This is a genomic window from Endozoicomonas sp. Mp262 (assembly GCF_025643335.1).
Classification (GTDB): Bacteria; Pseudomonadota; Gammaproteobacteria; order Pseudomonadales; family Endozoicomonadaceae; genus Endonucleibacter.
Window position 1 is genome coordinate 1225762 of the sequence record NZ_CP092489.1, and the last position, 26260, is coordinate 1252021.

Genomic DNA, 26260 nt, shown 5'->3' on the forward strand with positions numbered 1-26260 from the left:
TCTAGATGTATAACTAACCTCATGATCCTTGATATTGATGAACTAAACCTTGCAGTGGATGCGGTGACCCAAGGTGGGGTGATCGCCTATCCCACAGAAGCTGTTTGGGGGCTGGGCTGCAACCCATGGAATCAGGAGGCTGTTAACCGGTTACTGGCCATTAAATCCAGGCCTGTGGAGAAAGGTGTCATACTGGTTGGCTTTGCGGAAGAACAGTTCAGTCCGATTCTTGATCCATTAACGGATAGTGAGCGAGAGCGGCTCACTTCGGGATGGCCCGGACCTTATACCTGGCTGATTCCTGATCCTGATGGCTGGACGCCAAAATGGATTAGAGGCCAGTTTGATACGGTTGCCATTAGAATCAGTGATCACCCTATTGTTCGCTACCTGTGCTCTGCTACCGGATTGCCACTGGTATCAACATCCGCTAACAAAGCCGGGGAGCCACCCTTGCTAACTAAAGAACAGGTTGAACAACAATTTTCGGGACAGGTTGATTTTATCGTGCCGGGAGAGCTGGGTTCACAACAGACACCTTCTGAAATTCGTGACCTCAAAACCAACCGGGTTATTCGTGCCGGGTAACGGTTTACTGGTTCTTCAATAGAGAGGGAATGGGCTAAATTATGGAAACTGCCGTTAAGCTAAATGATGTCAGAGCATACCTGATGTCTCTCCAGGATCGAATCTGCCAGGCACTTGAAGTAGAGGATGGTGAAGCTCACTTTAAGGAAGATAGCTGGGAGTACCACGGTGGAGGCGGTGGCCGTGCCCGTATTGTTGAAGGAGGACATGTTTTTGAGAAAGCCGGGGTTAATTTTTCCCATGTAATGGGAGCCTCGCTGCCTCCCAGTGCCACAGCCAAAAGACCTGAACTGAAGGGACGAAGTTTTCAGGCGATGGGGGTTTCCTTGGTGGTCCATCCAGACAACCCTTTTGTTCCCACATCACACGCAAATGTACGGTTACTTGTGGCAGAAAAACCAGGTGCTGATCCTGTCTGGTGGTTTGGCGGCGGTTATGATCTGACACCTTATTATGGGTTTGAGGAGGACTGTGTCCATTGGCACACTGTGGCAAAGGCTGCTTGCGACCCTTTTGGTGACACTGTTTATCCCCGCTATAAAAAGTGGTGTGACGACTACTTTTTCCTGAAGCACAGAAATGAGCCAAGAGGGGTTGGTGGGCTTTTTTTTGATGACCTGAATGAATGGTCTTTCGATCAGTGCTTTTCTTTTATCCAGGCTGTTGGGGATAGCTATATTAAAGCCTATCTGCCAATAGTCCGAAAGCGAAAGGGCGAGACTTTTTCCGAGTGCCACAAGAAATTTCAACAGTATCGCCGTGGGCGCTATGTAGAGTTCAACCTGGTATACGACCGGGGAACTTTGTTTGGTTTGCAGTCAGGTGGCAGAACAGAGTCTATTCTAATGTCTCTTCCTCCATTGGTTCGCTGGGACTATAACTGGCATCCGGAGGAAGGTTCGGAAGAAGCAAAGCTATACTCTGACTGTCTAAAAGTAAGAGATTGGGTTTAAGTTTTCTGAAAACCGAACAGCAAAAAATTGAGGTGAAAAATGGCCGCTCCAGCAGACCGTTATGCGGTGATGGGTAACCCTGTTGCCCATAGTAAATCCCCCCGGATTCATGCCCTGTTCGCGGAAAACACACAACAGAAACTGCGTTATGATGCTATCGAGGTTGCCATTGGTTTATTTGAAGAGAGGGTTGCTGCTTTTTTTAACGATGGAAATCATGGCTTAAGTATTACTGTACCTTTTAAAGAGGCAGCCTGGTATTTGGCCGATAAAAAAACAGCGCGTGCAAAAACGGCAGGTGCCGTAAATACCCTTTGGCGGGATGAAAATAATTGCCTGAATGGGGATAATACGGATGGCATTGGATTGGTTAGAGATTTGACAGAGAACCATGACATTCCTGTAAAAAATACCCGAATTCTTGTGTTAGGGGCTGGTGGTGCAGTTAGAGGTGTTTTGGCTCCACTGATAAATGAACAGCCAGCATTAATCACTGTGGCCAACAGAACGTTCAGTAAAGCAGAAGAGCTGGTAGAGATATTCAGTCAGGAAAAAAAATCTTCTAATCAGGTAAGGCTGAATGCCTGTAGTTTCGATATGATTCAAGGGGATTTTGACCTTATTATTAATGGCACTGCTGCCAGTCTTCAGGGACAAACATTACCGGTTTCTCCCGATATCATTAATCCGGAAACCGTGTGTTATGACATGATGTATGGCTCTGGAGAGACAGTTTTTAATAAATGGGCCAGAGAGTCCGGGGCACTCAAATGTATTGATGGGCTGGGAATGCTTGTGGAGCAGGCGGCAGAACAGTTTTTTATTTGGCGTGGAGTCCGTCCAGAGACCGCTTCGGTATTGGCTGCTCTTAGGGGCTGCTGACGTTTGATCGTGAGCACAGGAGCAAACGTCAACAGCCCCTAAATAATATCCTCTTTGTGCAGTGATTGATTGATCTATACTTTCGACTTCTATAAATAATTAGAGAGTGCAGGGTATGAGTGCTGTTATTCAAACTGCTGCGGCTACAAGCCTGGAAGTAAAAGTAGATGCTTTTTTTCGCCCTTTGGCCCTGTTTTTTTCTGGTATTGTTTTATTAACGCTGGGGTCAAAGATTTATATCCCTATAGAACCTGTTCCTATTACAGCTCAAACAGTGGCTCTATTTCTGATTTCATTGACCTTTGGCCATCGTCTGGCTGTTGCTTCGGTTCTTGGGTGGCTTGGTTTAGGAGCCTGTGGGTTGCCTGTTTTTGCATCACATCTGACAGGTGTTACCGTTTTTACAGGGCCCACCGCGGGCTATCTTTTCGGGTTTCTTCTGGTTTCTGGTGTATGTGGATACCTTGCTGAAAAAGCAAAGGAATGTTTATCCGGTTCTCTTGATAAGCTGATAGCAATATCAGTGCTTGGGCATGTGATTCTCTATCTTTCCGGTTTGTGGTGGCTACATTACTTTGTGGGGAGTTGGCAAAATACTTTTTTAGCAGGGCTTTACCCCTTTATAATTGGAGATGCATTAAAAATAATCCTTGTTGTACTATGTGTGCCCGGAACATGGAAACTGAAGAACAGATGTTAGAAGAAGGATTGCGTCCCGGAGACCTCTTGTTTCAGCTTAGCAAGGGGCAGGAGGTGGAATGGTTAATCAGTCGGCTTTTCTCCGGCGTCAATGGGCAGGCTCTTAATCACGTAGGACTGTATATCGGTAATAATCATATTATTGAAGCGGTTTCACCCAGGGTACAAGAAGTCAAAGTGGAACAATTTGTCAATAGGGCAGCCATTGATCTAAAGGGAAAACCTTGTGTCACTATTGCCAGGTTAATACCTGAGTATTGCTCTCTTGTGGATAAGGCTATTGATTTTGCTCAGGATTGCTTATCGCATCCTTATGATAATAGCTACGGAAATTGCTCGGGGTGGTATTGTAGCCAATTGATTATAGAGGCTTTTAGATTCGCCAATAATGGTCATTTCCTTTTCCAGGAAACCCCAATGAGTTTTAAAGATCCTGAAACAGGAAAGATATTTCCTTATTGGGATATCTTTTACAAAAGCCGGGGTGAAAGGGTTCCTGAGGGTCAACCGGGTTCACATCCGGCATTACTCTCGTTATCACATCAGTTAACCATTGTGAAGATAGTGGGTGAGCTGCCTTTTAAAAACCTGAGGGAATTTGGTAGCAGTTTTAATGCTCAGTGTGAAATTGTTTAGATAATCAAGCGATGTTTAGCAACAATTGCAGCTAATCTTGAATTTCTATCTTTGAAAGAAGTTTGATGTTCATTTATAGCCATTTGGTTATAAAGTGTTTGCTTTTGTGAAGTTCTCTCTTCCTCAAATAGCTTTCTTTGCTCTTCAAGGTAAGCCTTATCGTATAAGTCAAATATGCTATTTTCGGCTGCTGTGGATTTAATATCGTTCATATATACATATTTAATTTATGTGTTATACCAATAGCGTAGTAGGAATATGGGACTAGTATAATTACTTTGGTTTTATATATCTTATTATTTATATAATTATTAAATTTATTTTAAATAAGAATAAACTAGCTGATGTTAGTCAAATCTATAGCGCTTATATTTCCTGATATTGCCAGCTCAAGGGAGTGTATAGCATTTGCCAGTGGCGAGGCAGTATTTGCAAGCAGTTGTTTGTACTTTTTTTCTGGCTTGGTGAGACAGGCAAACGCCAAAAGCCCTTTCACCCTGGCACCATAACAAAAAGGAATGATATATACAGTGTCTGGTTTTTTATCCAGGTGTGCTGACTCTATTCGGAAAAAATTTCCCGGAAGCTCTGAAATTTCAATGGACTCTTTGTGTTTTACTGCTTCAATAAGCAAGCTGCCATCATCATGTTGCAGTATTTCCAGATAATCTCCCTTTGATGAGCAACCATACTGCCCCTTTAAAGACAAGGTATAGTTTTTATCCACAAGGTACATCGCAGCGGCAGGAGAGTTAATTAATCTGGCCAGGTAACCGGTCACTTTACAACAAAGCTCTCCCAGGTTCATTATGCCATTCATCTCTTTGTATAAACCAGAAATGCTGTGCTCTAACCAGAGTTGTTGTTCCTGATATTCTTTATACTGTAACTGTCTTTTATTAAGAGTAATAACAGATTGACTTAAATTATTAAATTCAAAACTGGTATTTATGATTTCGCAGTTTGCAGAATCCCCTTTCGCTATTTTCTGAACCCATGAAGATACTTTTCTTAGAGGTTGGTTGATTTGTCTGGAAATAACCAGTGATAAAAAGATAAAAGTCGTCAGCATACAAATAAAGGCAACGATGTTTATTAGTTTTGTTTTAATAAAAAAAGTATTGATTCTTTTTTCTGGTATCTCTGTAACCAGCAATCGTTGATTGCCGGATAAATTAACCGGTCTGAAAATGCTAATCATTTTTAAGCCTAGACTGTTTTTATAATAAGTCAGTGGGCTTTTATTTGCGGTGCTATTTGATTCTGTGCTGTGAGTGATGTTTTTTTCTTGCCAGCTAATGAAAGGGATTCCACTGGAATAGTTGATTTTTTCATCAATAGGGTTGGAGATATAAAAGGCATTGGCCTGCTCATCTAACAAGTAAGCTATTACTTCATTGTTATAGGCAGTTTTTAAGTGGGATAACCCTTGTTGTTTTGATTGGTTAAGTACTTGTTTTGCTAACTATTCCTTAACTTTAGAGTTAGTATGACATGAACGTTTGGTTATATTTTAAAAATTGTGTGCAAAAATACATCCAAACGTTTTTTCAGATTCGGTATTATTCTTGATTATTGCGTTGTTGCCGCTATTTATGCCGCTTTTTTCTTTTCTTTGACTATTCCGTCAGTCAAACTATTAAAATTGAACTCATATTTTTGGCTATATCGGTTCCAGCCCTCACGAATAGGTAATCTGGGGATAATTCCTGCGAGTGCAAATCTTAGCATGCCAGCGGTGGTTGTATCCTGATCCCGCCAAGGAATCCTTGAAATGCCCACGCTTGCTTGATTTTTACAGACGGTCAACAGTTGCAATAATGCGTATCCAGCCATCTTCAGATGCATCCACCGCAACAGAGTTCTCAGCTTTTGCTGCCATAACTGGCGGCAACCAAATGAATGTTTAATTTGCTGAAACATGGGTTCAACCGGCCATCTTTTCGCATAAATACGAAGGATGTCTATACCTTCAAGTCCAGTATTGGTTGCAATGAATATACGGCTTTCTGTCAGTCCTTTATCATTTTCAAACCGACCCCAGACAACCCGAACCTTGCGGCCTTTCAGGAAGCGAGCCCGACATACCCGGGTGCGATAACGTATCTTTCGAAATCTGCCGTATATTCTTACGGTTGTTTGATATTCCGGTAGCTTCTCCACTTCCGGGGGCGTCATTTTGATGCCATACTTTTTGGGTCGCCCACGTTTTTTTGCAGTGGACTCCAACGGTAAGGCATACAATGCCCGGTTTAACGGGATTTGCCCTACTACTTCATAGCCCATTTCCAGAACGGGTTGCATTAGCGTCCAGTTCATATACCAACAGTCTGTCAGCAAGCGCAGTCCTTGCACCTTCACCTCTTGCCTCACTACTTTTAGCATGGCAACAGCGATTTTTAGCTTACTGGCATTGCCTGAAGCAGGAGATGGAAAGGAAAGCACAGGGATGGCAGTAAATACTTCATCTTTAGCCCGCTCAAATACAACAGCCAGGGATACCCAGCATTGTCCCCAGATATACGTTGGCCGGTTCCTTTTTTTACTGTGCTGGTGATGGGTTCGGCAAGCGGGAGCCTTGTCAGAAAAACGCTCCACCACCCAATCATCAAGACCAATGTTGATAAGTTCACCCCGTGGTACTTTTGAGCATACCAGCTGAATGAGCCGGCATGCGAGGCTCCTCCACCGCCACTTGCCTTGAGAGAGCCAATGGTGGTAACTGCTCCATACGCATTGAAAGTTATTAATAGATAACAGCGCCTGAGTGACAAAGCCTTGCCCGGATAGCATGCAGCCAAAAAGAAGTTCGCAGAACGTAGGTACTGCTGTTGGGGATAGCGCTGAAGCAAGAAACGTTGTATATAAGGCAAGCTCCCGGAGGATCTCTTTATGATCTGAAGTGAGCATAGCAACCATCTTTGTATTTTGTTTGGAGATGGTTGCTATTAACCGATTTCAGATGAAAATCGTACTATTGTTCTTTGGTAACTCTAAAGTCGAGAACTATTCATTAAGTAAGGTTAATTCAATGATGGTTTTTTCATGTAAAAGAGATTTATGCTGATTAGCATTGATGACAGATACTGCCATCATTGGCACTACTGTAAATAATAGAAAACCGATAAAAAACTGAAAAGTTAAGCTATATCGTTTTAAGTAGTCCAGCATCCCTGACTTTCCCTTGGTATAAAATGATGATCAACCCGGAAGATAAATGGTATTTTATCTTTCTGGATAGGAAATAAAATTTCCGGGCTGAAATGGATTTTATCTCTATGAGACTGTTTCTAAATACTGATCTTTTAACTTTACATAGTTATCGGCGCTATAGCGTAAATACTGACGTTCTTTTTCAGATAATGGACGGGCTATTTTTGCGGGGTTTCCCTTATATAAATGACCACTTTTGAGGTGTTTTCCGGGGGGGACAAGACATCCGGCAGCCACCATCACTTCTTCCTCAACGACAGCCCCATCCATAACAATAGCCCCTATGCCTATCAGACAACGATCCTGAATAGTACAACCGTGAAGAACAGCCTTGTGACCAATGGTGACTTCACTGCCTATATCAAGAGGATAGCCCGCTGGATTATAGTGACTTTTATGGGTTATATGGAGAACTGAACCATCCTGAATACTTGTCCTGGCGCCAATGATGATGGAGTGCATATCTCCCCTGATAACTGCAGTGGGCCAGATGGAGCTATCATCACCTATTTGGACATCACCAATAATCACGGCAGAGTTATCCACATAGACCCTTTGCCCTATGACAGGAACTTTGCCCTGAAAGCCTTTAATCTTGCTAGTCACTTGAATAATTACCTTTTATTCTCTTGAAATCATTGAATGAAGAGCCCATTTAGACAATAACAACCCGGCATAAGGTCATCCAGTAATGAATAATCCTCTTCTTGATCCCACTGAGCTGCCTCCCTTCTCACGGATTAAACCGGAGCATGTAAAACCGGCTATCGAACAAATCATCCGTGACAATGAATCATTTGTTGATGGTCTATTACAGGACAACAAGGAGTTTAGCTGGGATACCCTGCAATTGCCCCTTGATACGATTAACGACAAACTGAGTAAGGCGTGGTCTCCAGTTGGCCATATGAATGCAGTGGTGAACAGTGAAGATCTCAGGGAGGCTTATAATGCCTGCTTGCCCTTGCTTTCCGAATACTCTACCAAGCTGGGTCAAAACCGTGCCTTGTTTGAGGCGTATCAGCAGCTGTCCAATTCAGATGCGTTTGGGACTCTGGATGCTGCCCAGAAAAAAGTGATTAGGGATCAGCTCCGGGACTTCAGGTTGGCGGGGGTAGCGCTGCCAGACGATAAAAAAGAACAGTTTAAAGAACTCAAGAAGACACTCTCTGAGTTAACCAGCCAATTTTCTGACAATGTGCTGGATGCCACTATGGCCTGGACAAAGCTCATTGAAAATAAAGAGGATCTGGCCGGGATGCCAGACTCTGCCCTTGCAGGTGCGAAGCAGCTTGCTGAAGCTAAAGGTCATCAGCAAGGCTGGCTCATCAATCTCGATTTCCCCAGTTTTTTCCCTGTGATGACCTACTGTGATAACCGGGCGTTACGGCAAGAGGTTTATACCGCATACAGCACCAGAGCCTCTGACCAGGGGCCGGATGGTAGTAAATTTGATAACTCGGAAAAAATTAATGAAATACTGAAGCTCAGGCATCAACTTGCCGGGTTATTAGGCTTTAAGAACTATGCTGAATACTCTCTGGCAACCAAGATGGCGGATGATCCCGGGCAGGTTATGGCATTTCTGGAAGATCTCGCCAGGAGAAGCAAGCCTCAGGCTGAACAGGAGCTGGCTGAGCTCCAAGCTTTTGCAAAAGATGAGTGTGGCCTTGAACTGCTTCAGGCATGGGATATCGGGTATTATTCCGAAAAACTGCGCCAGGCTCGCTATGCCATTTCCCAGGAAGAGTTACGTCCCTGGTTCCCTGCGGAAAAAGTAATCAGTGGTATGTTTGAAGTGACTTCCCGCCTGTTTGGTATTCACTTTGAACAGGCTGAAGGCATTGATTGCTGGCACCCCGATGTGCGTTTTTATAATGTGTGTAGTGATTCTAAAATCATTGGTCGTTTTTACCTTGATCTTTATGCCCGTGAAAACAAGCGGGGTGGAGCCTGGATGGATGAGTGCCGGGTTCGACGGGTAACTCATGACCAGGTTCAGCTCCCCGTGGCTTATTTAACCTGCAATTTTACGCCTCCAGTGGGCAGCAAGCCTGCCCTGTTAACCCATGATGAAGTAGTGACACTCTTCCATGAATTTGGTCATGGCTTGCACCATATGTTGACCAAGGTGGATTATGCTCCGGTTTCAGGCATTAATGGTGTTGCCTGGGATGCTGTGGAACTGCCCAGTCAGTTTATGGAAAACTGGTGTTGGGAGAAGGAGGGGCTGGCACTGATCTCGGGGCATTATGAAACTAATGAGCCACTGCCCTCTGATAAATTAAAGAAATTACTGGCCGCTCGTAATTTTCAGTCTGCCATGATGATGGTCAGGCAACTTGAATTTTCACTCTTCGATTTTCGTTTGCATAAAGACTATCAGGAGGGTATCAATGTTCAGGATGTTCTGAATAAGGTAAGGAATCAGGTTGCGGTGGTTATACCACCGGTCTTCAATCGTTTTCAGAACAGTTTCAGCCATATTTTTGCCGGCGGTTATGCGGCAGGTTACTACAGCTACAAGTGGGCTGAAGTGCTGTCAGCAGACGCCTTTTCCCGATTTGAGGAAGAGGGGATTTTTAATGAAGCAACCGGACGGGTTTTTCTCAACGAAATTCTAGAGAAAGGTGGCTCAGCAGAACCTATGGAACTTTTTGTAAACTTCAGGGGACGTGAGCCCAAAATTGATGCACTGCTTCGCCATAGCGGAATTCTTGAATCATAAATAAACCATGGCGGGGGCTTGGTGCATAAGCCCCTGCCTATTACAGGGAGTTAATATGCCAATCAAACGATTTATTGCCAGTGCAGTGTGCCCCTCCTGTGGAGAGATGGACAGTGTACGGATGTATCTCCATGAAGGGCAGCAGTTTCGTGAATGTGTTGACTGTGGCTTTACCGATAAAATGCCATCTGAATCCACCCTGGAAGGTAGCCTGCCCCAGGCAAGGATTGATCGTGAAGAGCAGGTTTTGGAGGAAGATGTGGATATAGTCAGGATTGTTGGTGATGCAAGTAAAGGCTCGTGAGGCCTGTAACATATGTTAAGTAATTGTCGTCTTTTTTGATGCTGTAATTGAGCGTTTTTATACTCTCTATAGTGATAAATATAATTTATTAAGCCAAAATAGTTGATCTTTAAGTAGGTCATAGTTTGGTTTCAAATAAACTGGATGTTCGGCCAGTACGAGAAATCTACTTCTTGATCTAACGATCAGATAGCTATTGAATGATACATTTACTCTATTATAAAGAGAGTACTGGTCTTTAAATCCCTCTCCCTATGAAGTACGTCACTACAATCACTGATGAAGCTGTTTTATTAACTTTGAAATTCGCCAAACACTACGGACCTCTGAGATGTATAAGGGAAAGAGCCCATAGCCTTTTATTGAGCAATCGTGGCTTTACCAGCTATTCCCGCATGATGAACGTCGATGATCGTTGGTATTGACAATAAGGCAGCAAAAATAATGAAGCCGATCAAAACTGAGCCGCCAATTAACAAAGCGGAGCTTTAAAGAAAAAATGTCACCCCTGAACGTAGCTACGATATGGCCGGTTATGATGTATCGAATGGAATCACCCTTTTCTCTTCAATACCATGAGTTACTGTGTAAAAAAGCCCCTCCCACGTTTTTATCAGCCAATGCAAAAAATAGCCCTGTATCCATTTCCATAATGCTATACGGACTCCTTTTGAGCGGGTTCTTAAAGCTTCCTGAAACTGGGGACAGCACAGTTCCTGTATTTGATCTACGAGAAAAGCAAGCATCGTCAGATAGGCCAGATTTGTGGCTAAGTGCTTCTCACCGTGACCGTAGTTATGTTCGAGATCGTAGCCTTGATTTTTCAGGGTGTTAAACGTCTGGTTCTCAATATGCCATCGGCAGCGCCCTCCTTTCATGACGGGTTCTATGGTTTCTTCGTTAAGCGGAATATCAGTCACCCAGCACCAGATATGCTGTTTACCTTTTTTATCGGTTTCGACAAAATCAAGCACATTAACCTGTTCTGCATATTTTGCCTTGTTCAGCCTGACGTCATTGGCATAGCGAAACCACCACTTAATTCCAGTCTCTTCATTAACTTTTTCAGCACGGTGAACTTTTCCTTCTTTATCCAGCTCATCCATCGCTTCAACCAGCGAGGCATGGTTGCCATCTTTCGCGACAATGATGTAATGCCAGCCATAACTCTTAATCAGTTGGACAGTGGGGTTGTCAGCATAAAGACTGTCCAGAAGAATAACGAACTTTAGACGTGGGTGATGCTCTCGTATGGTGGCAAACAACCGTTTAATGGCATTTTTTTCACAGTCATTTTTGGTCGAACCGTCCTGGCAAACTATGGCTTCCGGTGCCAATGGCAAGACTGTTTTTTGATCCGGGTGAGCAATGCATGCTGCCATTAACTGGTGGTAGTGAGCTTCGTTGGCCTTTCCCTTATTTTTAGTACAGCACTCCTGACAAGGTTTTTTATTATTGCAGGAGTAAAATAGCCCAGTTCCATCGATCGGGAGCAAGTAGTGATTTTTCAAGTTCCCGCAGTGAAATTCGAATGCCTTCAGTAATCCGCCCCTTTGGACGTTAGACAGCAATGTCTTAAAAGGCTTTTTGAACTCTACGGGATCTATTGGATCCAGGATTTCCCGCATACTGGTATCACAGGGAGCACGTTTTTTTATCTGATACAGGTGCTCAAGGTTATGCCTTACTTCTTGCTCTGTTTTATCACGCTCAAACGAGAGGAGCGATGGGTACTTGAGATGCATCATGGCAAAAGCGGACATGGAGGCATCATGTATTGTTATTTTTCTGGAATCCTTGTTTGGTCGGACATCTGGAATTTGCTCATAACTTTCAGAAATCGTAGTAATTAAACTGTTTGCACAAAGATGCTTACGACTTTTTTGGAATGGATAAGCCATGAGAGACAGCCATTGATAAAGTATCCCTATCAAAAGTAGACGTTATTTTGTGCGAAATCACTCCATTTGGAATTTACTGTAAGCCTTGCTGTTGCAGTGATTTAATTGATGTCACGGGAATAGCTGTGGCTTTACCCTTGAGCAAATTGCCGAAATACTTGAAATTAGATATCAAACTGCTTCTCAGTGGATTGATGATTGGGAAGAATATGGTATTCGTGCCTTGTACAAGGGGCATGGTGGCGGTAGGCCGTGCATATATGACGAATCCGAAGTGCAACGCATAAAAGAATTAGTGGCTGAAGAGCCTCGTCGCTTATCGTATGTCAAATCCAAGATCGAGGATGAAACCGGTAAATCTTCATCAAAAATTACTCTGGCAAACATTGTAAAAAAGCAGGGCTGGTTTACAAAAGACTCCGTAAATCATGCAAACATAAACGGGACGAAGAGCAATTCCATGACTGTAAAACTGCTCTGAAAGATGCCCAGGAAGCCGAGAGCAAAGGGTTAATCAATTTATTTTATTTTGATGAGTCCGGCTTTACCCAGGAACCTTGTGTGCCATACGGTTGGCAGGAAAAAGGAAAGCAGCTCAGAATACCATCAGTCAAAAGTAAACGCATCAACGTACTGGGGTTTATGAACCGAAGCTGTGAGCTATTTCATTATCCTGTTGTGGGTTCAGTGAATAGCGATACGGTGATTGCGGCCTTTGATGACTTTGCAGAGAAAATGGCAGATGAAAAATACAGCTCAAATGATCGTTACACGGTAGTTATGGTGGATAATGCCAGCATTCACACCAGCAAAAAGTTTTGTGCCAGAATTGATGACTGGATGATTGAAAAGAAATTGCTGGTCTGCTTTCTGCCAACATATTCACCTGAGCTCAACCTGATTGAAATCCTGTGGAGGAAAATAAAGTATGAATGGCTCAACCTCTTGTCAATCAAGAGCTTTGCGGAATTTGAAAAAGAAGTTGAACGGGTGCTTTTTTCATTTGGAGAGGAGTATATGATCTCATTTTCTAATACTGTCCGACTGGATGGTTAAATTATTCGAAAGCAATCTATACACTACTTATAACTTGAAAAAAAATAAAAGTGGTTAATAGTTTACTTTTCTTAACATTGTTTTTTTTAATGGGCTGTTTTTGTTATGAAATTTAAACTATCTTGTTTTTTATCCTTTTATATGGTGATGGTGTTTTTTTTAAGTAAAGCACATGCTGGCTTTGTGTATGAAGTTTTATTTGATTCTGATCAATATGAAGATTTTAAATATTTGTTTATAGATAAAGATGATGGTGCTGATTTAGTTTTTGGTAAAGGTGAAGAGGTATTTTATTATAAAATGGTTGATAAAATAGTTATGGATGATGATAGTGTTGTTGTTTATAAAGATGAACACAGTTCTTCAAAACTAGTCAGTGATCCTGGGATTCAAGTCACTGATAAGGTTGTTTTTTTGACAATAGACCTTGAGAGACAATTTTTTTCAGAGAAGATCAATTGTGGTACGAAGGAAAACCCTACGCCACCTGATTCAAATGAACCTCGGCTGTTAATAATGAATAAAGAAGGCAAGGCTCGAAGGTTTCAGGTCTGGTATAAAGAATTCTATCAAGGAGAAGATGAACAGGTAGATAGTATTGACCTGGCAAAATTTTGCGTCTTATATGGTGATTTTGTAGGTTCTACTGAATCTGCTGATGCTTTCAATCTAACTGTAAACCTGGATGTTAAAAAAAATGAATTCTTCGCCAGACTGGAAGAAAATATTCCAGGAGAGGACGGATTTCAAATTGTCTATGACCTGTGTATCAATGAAGAAGATAGCGAAGATGAAGGAGAGGACTCTCTACCAGCTACTCAAAAGGTTGACACAGAAGATCAGTACTCGGATGAGAGTGAGGAAGACAAAGAAGGAAGTGGTAGTGATGAAGACGAAGGAGAGGACTATCTACCAGCTACTCAACAGGTTAAGCCAGAACATCAATCATCTGATGAAAATGAGGAATATGAAGAAAGAAGTGGTAGTGATGAAGATGAAGGAGAGGGCTATCTACCAGCTACTCAACAGATTAAGCCAGAACATCAATCATCTGATGAAAATGAGGAATATGAAGAAAGAATTGATGAAACTAAAGATTATATAGAACCAAGCCAGAAACAACCTTCATATGATTTCGAATCTGATAATCAATCTCCTGAATCTAGCCAGAGCGATATAGTTGCTGATATATTGGGATTTTCAGAAACTGATAGTAAAAATAAATCATCTGGAATTAATGAAGATAATATCACTAATCGAAAAAGGAAAAGAGTTGACTCTTCCAGTTTTTCAAATGAATAATAGATAATATAGTATTTTTAAGTTGTTAGCTTATTTTTAAGCTAACAACTCTTTCATCTATAAATAGTGAAAATTTATTCTATTAAATAGTTGAACACGAGAGCGAAAAGCTCTTGATTGTCAATAAGGGCTAGTGCTTATTCTCTCTGTAATGAAAAACAATAAAAATAGCGTATCTATCAATACTCAGGTTGTTGGTATCCTGCCATGGCCATCTTTTCAAAATCTGTATTATTTGATGCTGTCCTTTGGCGGTTGGGAGGAAGAACTCCCCAGGTTTACTACGGTTGTTATTTGTACTGATTAAAATACAGACTATTGGTCAATAGGTTTTTCTTCTGAAAATAATCAGATTGATAAAACATTTTAGTATTTTAAATACAAATTAATGAAAACAGACTGAAAAATAGTGGCAGTGACGCTCCCAATGAAAATCTCCCGTAGTTTTATTGCTGATACGTTGGCATTGATGACCTTTACTTTTGTTACCGGCATGATGGTTGAGGTAGGTATTGCCGGGTTTACCCTGATTCAGTCCCTGATTTCCAGAATGTTATGCATTCCAGTAAACCTGGGCACGGCACGCCCCTATGGTATGTACCGTGATTTCATCACAAGGCTTGTCAGCCGGTGGGTTCCTGGTCAGGCCCTGCAGGGGGTTTGCTCTGATATAGTGGCTTATATCAGCTTTCAGTTACCACTCTATGTTGTGATCCTTCTTGTTGCAGGCAGTTCCTGGTCTGATATTGGGACTGCATCAGTAAGCCAACTGGCAGCCCTGTTTGTTTTGGGACGACCCTATGGCCTGTGGCTGGAGTTTTGCCGAAGCAGGGTGGGAATTCCAGCCAGACTAGCTTTGAATAATAAATAAACAGGATTCAGAGTGAATCAGGGCACATGATAGCCTATTGCACGGCTGGGGTCGTGTTGGAGCCAGATTTTATTAAGCCAGCTTTCGGAACCCAGCCAGTCAAGTACCCACTTGAGGCCATTACCCATATTTTCCTGGTTCCAGGCCAACAGGCAGCCATCGTTATATTGAAGCGCATTAACCTGTTTTTTCACCAGCAGGCCCTGTTCGATATAGGGCTGGACGAAGTGGCTGGGTAAGATGGTAACGCCAAGTCCCCTTAACAAACACTCAATGGCAGCTCGAAAACTGGGAACCATCAATACCTGCTGATTATCCAGTAACAAGTTATAGCCTTTACTGAATACACGAGAAGTATCTTGTATGCAGATAGAGCGGAACTCATGGAGCATCTCCGGCGATAAGGCTTCATCGATCGTAGCCAATGGGTGTTCTCGGGAGACAACAAAGTCCCAGGATAAAGGTCCCATTGAGCGCCAGGCAAACCGCTCATTACCCTGGATGGTGTCTGGAATGGTGATGGGAGCCCCAATGACTAACTGACAACGACCATGAAAAAGAGCATCCCATGAGCCGTTGTACACTTCCGTATTTATAACCAACTCTGTTTCAGGGCGTACATCCTGCAAGTCGCTGATCAGATCATAGATTTTGCCCTGGTTAACCACATTATCAAGGGCTATGCATAATTCTTTTTCCCACCCTGATGCCATTTGGCGGGTACTGCTTTCAAGGTCTTCCAGAGACTTTAACAGAGTGGCAGTATGCTTGATAAAGTGCTCGCCTGCCGGGGTCAGTTGAACCCGTTTGCTATCGCGAAGAAACAACTGCACTCCCAACCGGTCTTCCAGTTTGCGAACGGTATAACTTATCGCTGAAGGTACTTTGTGAAGGTGTTTAGCGGCTGCTGTAAAATTCCGAAAGTGGGCAACAGCCCGTACAATCTCAAGGGTTTCCGTAGGAATCATTTCTAGTACTTAATTCTGGTGCTGCCCGTAGGGGCTGTTGACGTTTGATCGTGAGCTCAGTGACTCGTAAAGCGGTTTTCCGCAAGGCGGACTGGTGCAGGCATAGTTATTCTACGTCAAGCAAGTCCAACGCAGTCGGAAAGCCGCTTTACGAGCCACCCGAAGGGCCAAAACCAGCGATTTTGTGTCGTCGTTGCAGTAGCTTGAAAGACGTGAGTATTCCTGCGCTACTGCGTCTAGCCACAAAACCGCTGATTTTGGCTGAGCACACGAGCAAACGTCAACAGCCCCTAACATATACAATTAAATATTAATGCCAAGTACCTTTGTTAAAAGGGAGAAATAATGCTCTTTTTTATTTCTGGTTTCTCGCTCACCGGATAACCTGGAAATCAAGAATCTGTCTGTTCATTATGTCGTCAAAAAAAGTGAATGCTCATCCAAATATTGTCATTGTACCCGGACTCAAGTCCTTTGTAGTATTACGCCCTCGCTTAAACCGGTGGTATTGGCGGGAACCAATACTGCAACCTTGTCAAAGCGAATGGACTACTCCTGTTGCCTGTTCTTGTAGTCTCATAAGCTTGAATGAGGGCGATTGAGTCAGTAGCTATGCTACTCACTCAGGTGGATGATCAGCAAAAGCCCCTGTTATCACAGGGGTTTTTTGTATCTATAGACTTTTCCTATCCGCTGGTTTGACTAATATATACTTTTAAAACTGCCAGCGACATGATCTCTGATTAGTGCATCATTTCAATGCCCTTGACATGCAGTCCCGTTCCCAGGCTGGAGCCCGGGAACGAGAGGAAAAAATATCACCTATCAATTGCATTGAAATGATGTACTAGGCTGGCACCTGAAAAGGGTTGAATCATGACCTCTGATATCCTGAAGCGTTGTCGTCTTGCCTTGCAGTTAATGGATCTTACCTCTCTGAACGAAGACGACACGCCAGAAACCATTATTGCGCTGTGTAAACAGGCAAAAACAGAAGCAGGACATCCTGCGGCAGTCTGTGTATATCCACAGTTTGTGCCTGTTGCTAAAAAAACACTGGCAGAGCTGGGGTTGAATGATATGACGGTTGCAACTGTCACTAACTTCCCTGATGGGAAAGAGGATGTGAGTCAGGCTGTTGCAGAAACCCGCTCAGCCGTAGCAGCTGGTGCAGATGAAGTGGATGTGGTTTTCCCATACCGTGCTTTGGTTGCCGGAAATGACTCTATCGGTGGGGAGCTGGTTCGCTGCTGCAAAGAAGCCTGTGGAGACAAGGCTCTGCTAAAAGTCATTATTGAAACCGGAGAGTTAAAAGACACTCAATTGATACGCAAGGCCAGTGATATTTGTATCAATGCCGGGGCAGACTTTATCAAAACATCCACAGGCAAAGTAAAACAGAATGCAACACTTGAGTCTGCCCGGATTATGCTGGAGGCCATTCGGGATAGTGGTAAAACGGATGTTGGCTTTAAGCCTGCCGGAGGTATTCGGACAGCTGAAGAGGCGACAGCCCATCTTGAGTTAGCCGAGGAAATCCTTGGGGAAGACTGGATTGACCGCAGCCACTACCGGTTTGGAGCCAGTAGCCTGTTGGGCAATTTATTAGTGACTTTGGGGTTAAAAAGCGGAAAAGAAGACACCTCAGGTTATTAAATGTCGTTAAAAAATGATGTAAATTCGGCCAGTTTTTTTGCATTTAGGTACTTTTCACTGTCTCCATAGGGAAAGATTCTGGGTAATATTGTGTAAATCTTATGAATTTTGAACAGGTGCCGTTTATGAAACGAGCAGTCGTTCTGGTAATGGATTCTTTTGGCATCGGTGCGGCGGATGACGCTGACAAGTTTGGTGATGCCGGGTCCAATACCATTGGTAGTATTGCTAAAGCATGTGCAGAAGGCCGTGCTGATGATGGACAGGAGTACGATCGTACAGGTCCATTGAAGTTACCTACCCTATCCAGCCTCGGGTTAGTGCATGCTGCCCGGGAGTCCTCTGGAGCATTTCCGGCAGGAATGGATACCGGCATTGAGGTTAAAGGCGCTTACGGCTTTGCCAGCGAAATCTCAAGTGGTAAGGACACACCCAGTGGCCACTGGGAAATGGCGGGTGTTCCCGTGCTGTTTGACTGGGGTTATTTCTCCGATCATAGCAACAGCTTCCCTCAGGAGTTGCTGGATGCATTGGTAGAGAAAGCCAATCTACCGGGTGTCCTGGGTAACTGCCATGCCTCAGGAACAACCATCATTGCAGAGCTGGGTGAAGAGCACATGCGTACAGGCAAGCCAATTGTCTATACGTCAGCTGATAGTGTATTCCAGATTGCCTGCCATGAAGAGAGTTATGGCCTGGATCGTTTGTATGAACTGTGCCAGATAACCCGTGAATTACTTGATTCCTATAACATTGGTCGAGTCATTGCGCGTCCTTTCACTGGCAAAGATGCCAGTGACTTTAAACGTACAGGCAATCGCCGGGACTACTCTGTGCTTCCCCCTGCCCCAACCGTTCTGGATAAACTGGTTGAAACCGGTGGTGAAGTGATCAGTATCGGTAAAATCGCTGATATTTTTGCCCATCAGGGTATCACCAGCAAAGTTAAGGCAACCGGTATTCCTGCGCTGTTTGATGCCACCATGAAGGCGATGGATACCGCAGGTGATCGGAGCATTGTCTTTACCAATTTTGTGGATTTTGACTCTGCTTACGGCCATCGTCGTGATGTGGCAGGATATGCAGGAGCCCTGGAATATCTGGATAGCCGTCTTCCCGAACTGCTGGAGAAAATGCAGGAGGATGACGTTCTGGTGATTACCGCAGATCATGGTTGTGATCCCACCTGGCATGGCACTGACCACACCCGCGAATATATCCCTGTTCTGGTGTTTGGTAAAAAAGTACCCTCCGGATTCCTCGGCAAGCGAGAGACCTTTGCTGATATTGGCCAAAGCCTGGCAAGCTACTTTGGGCTTGAAGCCATGGACTATGGCAAATCCTTCCTGAATTAATTTCAATACAATCATTGATATTAGCTCTGGCTTATATATGGTTTCAATGAGTTGGGCGGGTTCCTGACTCGTTACCAGGCTCTCAAGGTTATCGCGAAAGTCTGAGTTTTTTCCGTCGTCATCTCTGTAAAGGATGGCGGCGCCAGGTCTGTTCCAGACTGTTGCGATACCCTTAGGGCGTTGGGAACGAGAGTAAAAGTTCTACTTGTCAATTTCGTTACCAGGCCAAGGCTTTTTCCGTTATTTCCGAGGTGTAACCATTGACTCCCCATATTAATGCCAAGCCGGGTTCGTTTTCTGATATTTGCCTGATGCCAGGTGATCCCCTGAGAGCCAAGTATATTGCCGAAAATTTTCTGGAAGGGGCTGAGCTGGTTAATGATGTCCGCAACATGTTTGGATATACCGGCTATTACAGAGACAGAAAAGTGTCTGTAATGGGATCGGGTATGGGAATTCCCTCTGCTTCGATTTACTATAAAGAACTGATTACCGAATACGGTGTGGATAAAATCATTCGCATTGGCTCCTGTGGTGCTATTTCGGAAGATGTTGAATTAAGAGATATCATCATTGCTATGGGAGCCTGCACGGATTCCAAGGTAAACAGGATTCGCTTTAAAGACCATGACTTTGCTGCAATTGCGGATTTTAGCTTGATGGAAAAAGCGATAAAGGCCGCCCGTGCCAAAGAGATGCCTGTTCAGGTGGGCAATATCTTTTCTGCTGATCTTTTCTACACTCCTGAAGAGGAAATGTTCGATATCATGGAAAAGTACGGTATTCTCGGGGTAGATATGGAAGCGGCAGGTTTGTATGGAAAGTGTGCGGAATACGGTGCTAAGGGTCTGACGATTTGTACGGTCAGTGACCATATTCGTAAGGGTGAGCATCTGACACCTGAAGAACGTCAAGTGTCATTTAATGAGATGATTGATGTTGCCCTGAGTTCTGTTCTTATAGATTAGCCTGGATCTTTCATAAGCTCATGGAGTAGATCATTCAGGTATCTATGATTTATTAGAGAAAACTTTTATTAAATAGATAAAAGTAAAAGGCTTCCTTAATGGAAGCCATGAAAATACGTTTTTATTATTTAAAAGTTATATCTCAGGGAGTAAATCATAGCATTCTGGTAAGAGTTTGAACCCAGCTTATTATCGGCATAACGATATTGTATGCCAGCAGTAATATGGTTAGTGGCATTCCACCAAAGGGCTACTGCACCATTAACACCATTCTTTTCCCCACTGCCATCTTCGTTCTTGCTATAGTCTTCGGAACGGTTAAATTCATATTCATGCCAGTTAGTTAGCATTAAGTCTTGATCTGCCAACTTGAAGTTATACCCTAATACCCAGCCGGCAACATAACCATTCGAACCACTAAAGAAGGTACTTTGAGTATTATTTGCAGCAAGGAAAGGCTTAAAGAATAAGTTATCATTCTGATAATTATAACCAATACCTAATAACCGATTTTGCTCGCTAAAACCATGGCTTTCAGTATCGTAAATATGACCATAGAGGTTAAACCCTGTGTTACCAAGATAATAGCGAATGGTTCCTTTTAATGCAGTACGACGGCCATCGCCATCCTCCTCTTCATTTTTTTTATGAGGGTTTTCCAGATCGGCAAAGCCGTAAATTTCTCCCCAACTAAATCCAGCCCCCCCTTCAAGCTCTAAATAGGTGAAATCTTTTTTTCCGGAGCGGTGCTCTGTGCCATTGGACCAATCAAGACGATTTATACTAACGTTGCCGAAACCGTATTGATAGTCAGAGCTGGCAATAGAAGAGAATCCAGCGGATAGTATAGTAGCGACAACTGTCGTGTTTCGTAAAAGCCCCATAAGACCTCTTTCCTTATGTATTTATCTGGAAACTTATGGGGGTTTAACGTATAGGATTTATGGCGATATTAATATAGTGGTTAATCCTTGGGAGAGAGGGGAATTTATTAACCATATACCAAATAACAGCATCAGGAATCAGAATTTGTATGTAATATCAAAGTAATGACTTGTACCCGTTGATTTAAGAACCTTACTGTCATCTTTGATCAGATAGATGTCTTTATAAAGCTTTAATCCATAGCCCACTGCAAAGTGTTCAGAATGCCAGTACAAGCCACTAAATATACAGCCTCCATGATTGGTTTGTGAGTTTCCCTCAAACTCGTCCTTAGCCCCAAACTGATAGTCAATATAGCCCTGATAAGATAAAAAGCTGCTGTTACTAAAGGTATAAAAAGGTTTGAACCAATTGGTTGAAACCTGATAGCCATTCCATTTTTTCTTATTTATGTCATATAAACCATAAATGTTAAAACCTGTTTTTCCGAGCCAGGGCACCATAATATCGGAGCCTAATCCCCAAAAAGACTTATTGACAGGTTCATACTCACTGTTTTTTTCATACCCTCCTGACCAGTTAAATAAAGTTGCGATATAAAGCTCTTTAACCGGACCAAAGGAAAAGTCTTTACCAGAAATAGCATCAAGGGAAAACCTTGGGGCAAGTTTGGCAAAGATTTTTTCCTTATCCTTTTTATCACTACAACTATGATTATTTAGATTAAATATATCTACATAGCCGTATAGATCAAAAAATCCTGAACGGCCACCAAACTCCATTTCAAGATAGTCATGCCCGGAGTGATCAGACTCTTTTCTTGGTAACTCCTTCAATGCATACATCAGGTTAAATTGAAGCCACTTATAGTCGTTCTTTCGTAGATCATCATTATAGTCTTCAGCCAGTACCTCAACAGGATTGAATACCACAGGTATAAGAAAACCACATAATAGTAATGACCTTCTATATAAGATGTTATCCACTTTAATACCTCAATACTTAATAAACGACAATAGATGTTAAAAATGATAAGTAATAAAATAGGTGTCGTGTTTTTGTTATGGGAAAGTTTAGATGGATAGTCGGAGAATTACTAAATAGTAATAAATTGTTTTATTTGGTGAGTGATATTAAGTTTTTGGGCATATAAATACTGATTGGTTAGCTGTGTATTTCTGACTATAGTGCGTTACTTTAAATTACCTCAGGGCTACTGTTAACAATGTCTATAAGCCAGCCGGATCTATCTGAATACGATGTGGTTATTATTGGGGCTGGTGCCTCAGGATTGATGTGTGCATTAACTGCCGGAAAGCGCGGTAAAAAAGTTTTGGTCATTGATCATGCCAATAAGATGGCTAAAAAGATCCTGATTTCCGGTGGAGGGCGTTGTAATTTCACCAACTTATACACAACTTCGGATAACTACCTTTCAGAAAATCCCCACTTCTGCAAATCAGCCCTGGCAAGATATACACAGTGGGATTTCCAGGCGCTTGTGGATAAGTATCGAATTGCCTGGCATGAGAAAAAACTGGGTCAGCTATTTTGTGATAACCGTTCCAGGGATATTGTTGACCTGTTGATTGAAGAGTGTAAAGAAGCGGGTGTAACCATTCGCTTGAAAACATCACTTCAGGCTATAAAACCAGTAGAAAATGGCTATAGATTAAATACATCCCTTGGCAAATTGAGCGGCAGTTCTCTTGTGGTGGCTACCGGAGGATTGTCATTCCCAACCATGGGAGCCACAGGGTTGGGTTATGAGCTGGCGGAACAATTTGGTCATTGTCTGGTAAAGCAAAGGCCAGCGCTGGTTCCATTGACCTGTTCAAAGAGCTGGTTAAGTCATTTTGCAGAACTTTCGGGTGTAAGCGCTGATGTATTGGCTCGTTGTAACGGGCAGAGCTTTAGGGAAAATGTCCTGTTTACCCATAAAGGACTCAGTGGGCCAGCCATCTTACAGATTTCTTCATTTTGGCAAAAAGGCGACACTATCTCTATAAACTGGTTACCCCACTGTAAGATTGACCATTGGCTGAATCTGGCAAGAAATGATCGCCCAAAAGCAGAGTTCCAGTCTGTTTTGGCAAGCATCCTGACTCGAAGATTGGCCCAGGCGCTTTGCCAATATGGCTCCCTGGGCATTCTGGTTACTCAAGGGAAAAAAATAATGGGACAGTTTAGCCAGGCAGAGTTGGAAGAAGTCGCAAAGGAACTTGAAGACTGGCAAATACAACCGACAGGAACTGAGGGTTATAAAAAGGCAGAGGTGACATTAGGCGGAGTTGCTACCGATGCAATTTCTTCTAAAACCTTTGAGAGCAAACTTCAGCCAGGACTTTTCTTTGTGGGAGAAGTGTTGGATGTTACAGGCCATTTAGGTGGATTTAACTTTCAGTGGGCCTGGGCTTCGGGTTATTGTGCCGGACTTCATGTTTAGGAACTGCGAAATGAAATTTGTTAACCGCTGCGTTGTTACCCTTAAGCCGAGGAAAGCCTTTATAGACTGGGCAACAGGGTTGGGAGCCGAGTTACCGGAAGACTGGTCATTTGAAGGTGGTGCCTACCTTTTGAATGAACAGGAAACAGAGGAAGCGCTGCTGGCTGATATTAGCCAGCAGTCCCGGAAAATACTGGAAAATGAATTGTCAGTGTGGACTGAAGATCGCAGCCAATGGCCGGAGCCATTGGATCATAGACAGTTGCAGTCTTTTTTTGAGCTGTATATTGCTGTAGCCGCTTTTGACTTGGGAAACGAGTCTTTGCTTAGAGCGGATATCAGTGATATTCAGGTATTTTAAGCGTCATCACATCGTTTAAAGAGTATTCCATAGTGTCTCAAAAATAATTTGCTGGGCGGTGGCAATTTCCTGTGAATCAATGACTACAGCGACAGGGTAATCCCTGGAGGCCAGGGAGATCATAGCAACCTTTGGAGGATAGATTGCAATATAGCTGGCATCTATATGACCCTTGGCGTCTATCCATTTTCGTTCAGATAACTCAGCATCCTCTCCCCCTTCGCCAATAGCAATAACCCTGACGTTTATTTTCCTACGTATTCTCTGCTGGGTATAGTTTGGAAATGGACGATAGAGATGCTGACGAATCAGTTTAGAGGAGAAGACATTGTAGGATTTGTTCTCCTGTTGCTCCACAGTATTAAGAATATCTTTGAGTACAAACTCTATACCTGTATCGCCTTCATAGAAACGGACATTGCCAGGGTTAAAGTCAGGCTTCAGGTGATTAAGCTGGGGGATCAGGGTTGTTTTCATTTCTTCTATGCCCTGCTCAAGAGCCTGACGTTTTTCCTTGGCCAGCTCCAGTAAAACCTCCGGTGGTTCGGCGCAAAAGACTCTGCGCTTTCCTTTCGGGAAATAGCTGACAACGCCCTTACTGGCAAGCTCCTTAAGGGTTTCGTAGGTGGTGCCACGGTTAATATCAGCACTGGTTGCAATATCCCGGATGGAGGCAGTTCCAAGCTTTAGAAGAGACAGGTAAATGCTGATTTCTCGCTGGCTAAGTCCCAGCTGTTCAAGTATATCCAGGTTCATTATTGTCAATAATCTTATGACAAGAGCTCTTGTATTTTCTTCAATGGGTAATAATCTAGGCGTTATATTGTCGGGGACTGTCACTAAAGTCCATCCTTTTATTATTTGACAGCTAAACCCTTTAGGTAAAGGCTGCAATGCCCTGGTAAAATCAAAAGTGGCCGAATAGGCAACATTTCAGAGGCTGGTGGCAAAAGGAATGCCCGCCCATTGGATTTGGAAAAGATAAAATAAATAGTATTTTGAGCTTCTTTAATCCGTTGGTTTTGCTTTATTTGCAGTCAAGAAATAGAAGTTTAGGTAAAGAATTCCAGAGAACAGATCCATGAGAACAGATATAGTCATCCTTGCTGCTGGTCAAGGCAGTAGAATGAAATCCGGTTTGCCCAAGGTTTTGCACCCTATTGCCGGGAAGCCTATGCTGGAGCACGTTATTAGTGCTGCAAGAAAGACTCAGCAAAAGGTTGGGCAAGGTGCAATTCATGTGGTCATAGGCCATGGTGCAGGGCAGGTTCAGGAGAAATTGCGCCATCATACTGTTAACTGGGTACAACAAACGGAGCAGTTGGGTACTGGTCATGCCGTTAAGCAGGCACTGCCGGGTCTCGAAGGAGCGGATGTTGTTCTGGTTTTATACGGTGATGTGCCACTGATTAATGCCACCACATTACAGTTGCTGGCAGCGGCCTGTAATGGTGAGCATCTGGCTCTTTTAACGGTGAATATGCCCAATCCATCGGGTTATGGCCGGATTGTTCGTGACGCCATGGGGAATATCCAGGCCATCGTAGAGCAAAAGGATGCAAACCCGGAACAGCTGGCTATTGATGAAGTGAATACCGGCATTATGGCTATCCCGGGTCACCGTATAAATGACTGGATCTCTGGCCTTGATAACGAAAATGCCCAGCAAGAATATTATCTGACAGATATTGTGGCAAAAGCCGTTAGTGAAGGAGCTACAGTGGTACATGCCCAGCCAGGGAAACTAACCGAGGTGCAGGGTGTTAATAGCCGCTTGCAACTGAGCAGTCTGGAAAGGCAATACCAAAAGCAGTGTGCTGAGGTCATGATGGCGGAGGGAGTGACTATTATTGATCCTCACCGTATTGATTTCCGTGGAGAGATTTCAGTTGGCAGGGATGTGCTGCTGGATATCAATGTAGTACTGGAGGGCGAGGTGACCCTGGGCAGTAATGTTGTTATTGAACCGGGCTGCATTATTCGAAACTCTAAAATTGCTGACGGTGTTGTTATTAAGGCGCACTCGATTCTTGAGAATGCCATCGTTTCAGAAGACTGTGAGGTTGGCCCCTTTGCCCGCCTGAGACCTGGTGCTGAACTTGCAGAAAAAGCAAGGGTAGGTAACTTTGTTGAAATCAAGAAATCAACCATTGGCAGAGGTTCTAAAGTTAATCACCTGACTTATGTTGGGGATGCCGAGGTTGGAACGGATGTCAATGTTGGTGCTGGTACAGTGACCTGTAATTACGATGGCGTTAATAAACACAAGACAGTGATTGGTGATGGTGCATTTATTGGCACCAATAGCTCTCTTGTTGCACCGGTTACTATTGGCGCATGCGCCACTACAGCAGCCGGTTCTGTGATTACAAAAAATGTTGCTGAACAAGAGTTGGCTGTTGCTCGTGGTCGTCAGCGCAATATAAACGGCTGGAGTCGACCAGTTAAACAAGCAAATTAATGCTGTCAGAAGTAATAACGGAGAACA

The 26260-nt window shown here is 43.3% G+C and carries 26 protein-coding genes and 1 pseudogene; 18 read left to right on the forward strand and 9 right to left on the reverse strand.

Annotated features, from left to right (window positions below; translation table 11 throughout):
• Positions 1 to 21: 21 nt before the first annotated feature.
• The 5 genes from MJ595_RS05390 to MJ595_RS05410 all read left to right on the forward strand — a co-directional run bounded on the left by MJ595_RS05390 (position 22) and on the right by MJ595_RS05410 (position 3758).
• The gene (locus MJ595_RS05390; protein WP_263081448.1) at positions 22 to 588 is read left to right on the forward strand and encodes an L-threonylcarbamoyladenylate synthase; all 567 of its coding nucleotides are present in this window, start codon (positions 22 to 24) and stop codon (positions 586 to 588) included.
• Between the two features lie 41 nt (positions 589 to 629).
• Positions 630 to 1541 carry an oxygen-dependent coproporphyrinogen oxidase gene (hemF, locus tag MJ595_RS05395; protein WP_263081449.1) on the forward strand — a complete coding sequence of 304 codons (912 nt, stop codon included), beginning with the start codon at positions 630 to 632 and terminating at the stop codon, positions 1539 to 1541.
• A gap of 39 nt (positions 1542 to 1580) precedes the next feature.
• Positions 1581 to 2423: a shikimate dehydrogenase gene (aroE, locus tag MJ595_RS05400; RefSeq protein WP_263081450.1), complete on the forward strand. Its 843-nt coding sequence runs from the start codon at positions 1581 to 1583 to the stop codon at positions 2421 to 2423.
• Between the two features lie 115 nt (positions 2424 to 2538).
• Positions 2539 to 3123, forward strand: a complete 585-nt coding sequence (locus MJ595_RS05405; RefSeq protein WP_263081451.1) for a biotin transporter BioY — start codon at positions 2539 to 2541, stop codon at positions 3121 to 3123.
• Positions 3099 to 3758: a YiiX/YebB-like N1pC/P60 family cysteine hydrolase gene (locus tag MJ595_RS05410; protein ID WP_263081452.1), complete on the forward strand. Its 660-nt coding sequence runs from the start codon at positions 3099 to 3101 to the stop codon at positions 3756 to 3758. Before MJ595_RS05405 ends, MJ595_RS05410 begins: the two co-directional genes overlap by 25 nt.
• On the opposite strand, the gene MJ595_RS05415 is transcribed toward MJ595_RS05410, so the two are convergent.
• From MJ595_RS05415 to MJ595_RS05430, 4 genes are all read right to left on the reverse strand, one after another.
• The gene (locus tag MJ595_RS05415) at positions 3755 to 3970 is read right to left on the reverse strand and encodes a hypothetical protein (protein WP_263081453.1); all 216 of its coding nucleotides are present in this window, start codon (positions 3968 to 3970) and stop codon (positions 3755 to 3757) included. The genes MJ595_RS05410 and MJ595_RS05415 overlap by 4 nt on opposite strands.
• 125 nt (positions 3971 to 4095) lie before the next feature.
• Positions 4096 to 4830: a GAF domain-containing protein gene (locus tag MJ595_RS05420; RefSeq protein ID WP_263081454.1), complete on the reverse strand. Its 735-nt coding sequence runs from the start codon at positions 4828 to 4830 to the stop codon at positions 4096 to 4098.
• 521 nt (positions 4831 to 5351) lie between these two features.
• The gene (locus MJ595_RS05425) at positions 5352 to 6677 is read right to left on the reverse strand and encodes a transposase (protein WP_263078492.1); all 1326 of its coding nucleotides are present in this window, start codon (positions 6675 to 6677) and stop codon (positions 5352 to 5354) included.
• 357 nt (positions 6678 to 7034) lie between these two features.
• Entirely contained in the window at positions 7035 to 7577 is a 543-nt protein-coding gene (locus MJ595_RS05430; RefSeq protein WP_263081455.1) for a gamma carbonic anhydrase family protein, read from the reverse strand.
• 85 nt (positions 7578 to 7662) lie between these two features.
• Between MJ595_RS05430 and prlC the strand changes: the two genes are divergently transcribed.
• The 3 genes from prlC to MJ595_RS05445 all read left to right on the forward strand — a co-directional run bounded on the left by prlC (position 7663) and on the right by MJ595_RS05445 (position 10428).
• Complete coding sequence (gene prlC / locus MJ595_RS05435; protein ID WP_263081456.1) at positions 7663 to 9699, forward strand: oligopeptidase A; 2037 nt, start codon at positions 7663 to 7665, stop codon at positions 9697 to 9699.
• 55 nt (positions 9700 to 9754) lie between these two features.
• Complete coding sequence (locus tag MJ595_RS05440; protein WP_263081457.1) at positions 9755 to 10003, forward strand: YheV family putative metal-binding protein; 249 nt, start codon at positions 9755 to 9757, stop codon at positions 10001 to 10003.
• Positions 10004 to 10257: 254 nt separating this feature from the next.
• A complete protein-coding gene (locus MJ595_RS05445; protein ID WP_263081458.1) occupies positions 10258 to 10428 on the forward strand; it encodes a hypothetical protein in 171 nt (56 codons plus the stop codon).
• Positions 10429 to 10536: 108 nt separating this feature from the next.
• On the opposite strand, the gene MJ595_RS05450 is transcribed toward MJ595_RS05445, so the two are convergent.
• Positions 10537 to 11904, reverse strand: a complete 1368-nt coding sequence (locus tag MJ595_RS05450) for a transposase (protein WP_263078002.1) — start codon at positions 11902 to 11904, stop codon at positions 10537 to 10539.
• A 133-nt stretch (positions 11905 to 12037) separates the two neighbouring features.
• Here MJ595_RS05450 and MJ595_RS05455 point away from each other — a divergent pair.
• The 4 genes and pseudogenes from MJ595_RS05455 to MJ595_RS05470 all read left to right on the forward strand — a co-directional run.
• Positions 12038 to 12385: pseudogene (locus MJ595_RS05455) on the forward strand (helix-turn-helix domain-containing protein); the annotation flags it as partial.
• Positions 12307 to 12960: an IS630 family transposase gene (locus tag MJ595_RS05460; RefSeq protein WP_263322427.1), complete on the forward strand. Its 654-nt coding sequence runs from the start codon at positions 12307 to 12309 to the stop codon at positions 12958 to 12960. The pseudogene MJ595_RS05455 and the gene MJ595_RS05460, both read left to right, overlap by 79 nt.
• Before the next feature lie 105 nt (positions 12961 to 13065).
• On the forward strand, positions 13066 to 14262 hold the full coding sequence (locus MJ595_RS05465; protein ID WP_263081459.1) for a hypothetical protein: 1197 nt from the start codon (positions 13066 to 13068) through the stop codon (positions 14260 to 14262).
• A 427-nt stretch (positions 14263 to 14689) separates the two neighbouring features.
• Complete coding sequence (locus MJ595_RS05470) at positions 14690 to 15133, forward strand: L-alanine exporter AlaE (RefSeq protein WP_263081460.1); 444 nt, start codon at positions 14690 to 14692, stop codon at positions 15131 to 15133.
• 17 nt (positions 15134 to 15150) lie between these two features.
• Here the strand turns inward: MJ595_RS05470 and MJ595_RS05475 are convergent, their stop codons facing one another.
• Entirely contained in the window at positions 15151 to 16101 is a 951-nt protein-coding gene (locus MJ595_RS05475; protein WP_263081461.1) for a LysR substrate-binding domain-containing protein, read from the reverse strand.
• A gap of 876 nt (positions 16102 to 16977) precedes the next feature.
• Here MJ595_RS05475 and deoC point away from each other — a divergent pair.
• The 3 genes from deoC (at position 16978) to deoD (ending at position 20080) form a co-directional block, all read left to right on the forward strand.
• The gene (gene deoC, locus MJ595_RS05480; protein ID WP_263081462.1) at positions 16978 to 17757 is read left to right on the forward strand and encodes a deoxyribose-phosphate aldolase; all 780 of its coding nucleotides are present in this window, start codon (positions 16978 to 16980) and stop codon (positions 17755 to 17757) included.
• A 125-nt stretch (positions 17758 to 17882) separates the two neighbouring features.
• Complete coding sequence (locus MJ595_RS05485) at positions 17883 to 19112, forward strand: phosphopentomutase (protein WP_263081463.1); 1230 nt, start codon at positions 17883 to 17885, stop codon at positions 19110 to 19112.
• Between the two features lie 260 nt (positions 19113 to 19372).
• Complete coding sequence (deoD, locus tag MJ595_RS05490; protein WP_263081464.1) at positions 19373 to 20080, forward strand: purine-nucleoside phosphorylase; 708 nt, start codon at positions 19373 to 19375, stop codon at positions 20078 to 20080.
• Positions 20081 to 20208: 128 nt separating this feature from the next.
• On the opposite strand, the gene MJ595_RS05495 is transcribed toward deoD, so the two are convergent.
• Complete coding sequence (locus MJ595_RS05495; RefSeq protein WP_263081465.1) at positions 20209 to 20964, reverse strand: ion channel protein Tsx; 756 nt, start codon at positions 20962 to 20964, stop codon at positions 20209 to 20211.
• A gap of 138 nt (positions 20965 to 21102) precedes the next feature.
• Entirely contained in the window at positions 21103 to 21897 is a 795-nt protein-coding gene (locus MJ595_RS05500) for an outer membrane protein OmpK (protein WP_263322463.1), read from the reverse strand.
• Positions 21898 to 22190: 293 nt separating this feature from the next.
• On the opposite strand from MJ595_RS05500, the gene MJ595_RS05505 reads away from it, so the two are divergent.
• Complete coding sequence (locus MJ595_RS05505) at positions 22191 to 23411, forward strand: NAD(P)/FAD-dependent oxidoreductase (protein ID WP_263081466.1); 1221 nt, start codon at positions 22191 to 22193, stop codon at positions 23409 to 23411.
• A gap of 10 nt (positions 23412 to 23421) precedes the next feature.
• Positions 23422 to 23772, forward strand: coding sequence for a hypothetical protein (locus tag MJ595_RS05510; protein WP_263081467.1), 351 nt, complete (start codon positions 23422 to 23424; stop codon positions 23770 to 23772).
• A gap of 15 nt (positions 23773 to 23787) precedes the next feature.
• Here MJ595_RS05510 and MJ595_RS05515 read toward each other — a convergent pair whose 3' ends face one another.
• On the reverse strand, positions 23788 to 24528 hold the full coding sequence (locus MJ595_RS05515) for a TrmB family transcriptional regulator (RefSeq protein WP_263322464.1): 741 nt from the start codon (positions 24526 to 24528) through the stop codon (positions 23788 to 23790).
• A gap of 325 nt (positions 24529 to 24853) precedes the next feature.
• Between MJ595_RS05515 and glmU the strand changes: the two genes are divergently transcribed.
• Positions 24854 to 26233, forward strand: coding sequence for a bifunctional UDP-N-acetylglucosamine diphosphorylase/glucosamine-1-phosphate N-acetyltransferase GlmU (glmU, locus tag MJ595_RS05520; RefSeq protein WP_263081468.1), 1380 nt, complete (start codon positions 24854 to 24856; stop codon positions 26231 to 26233).
• Positions 26234 to 26260 lie beyond the last annotated feature (27 nt).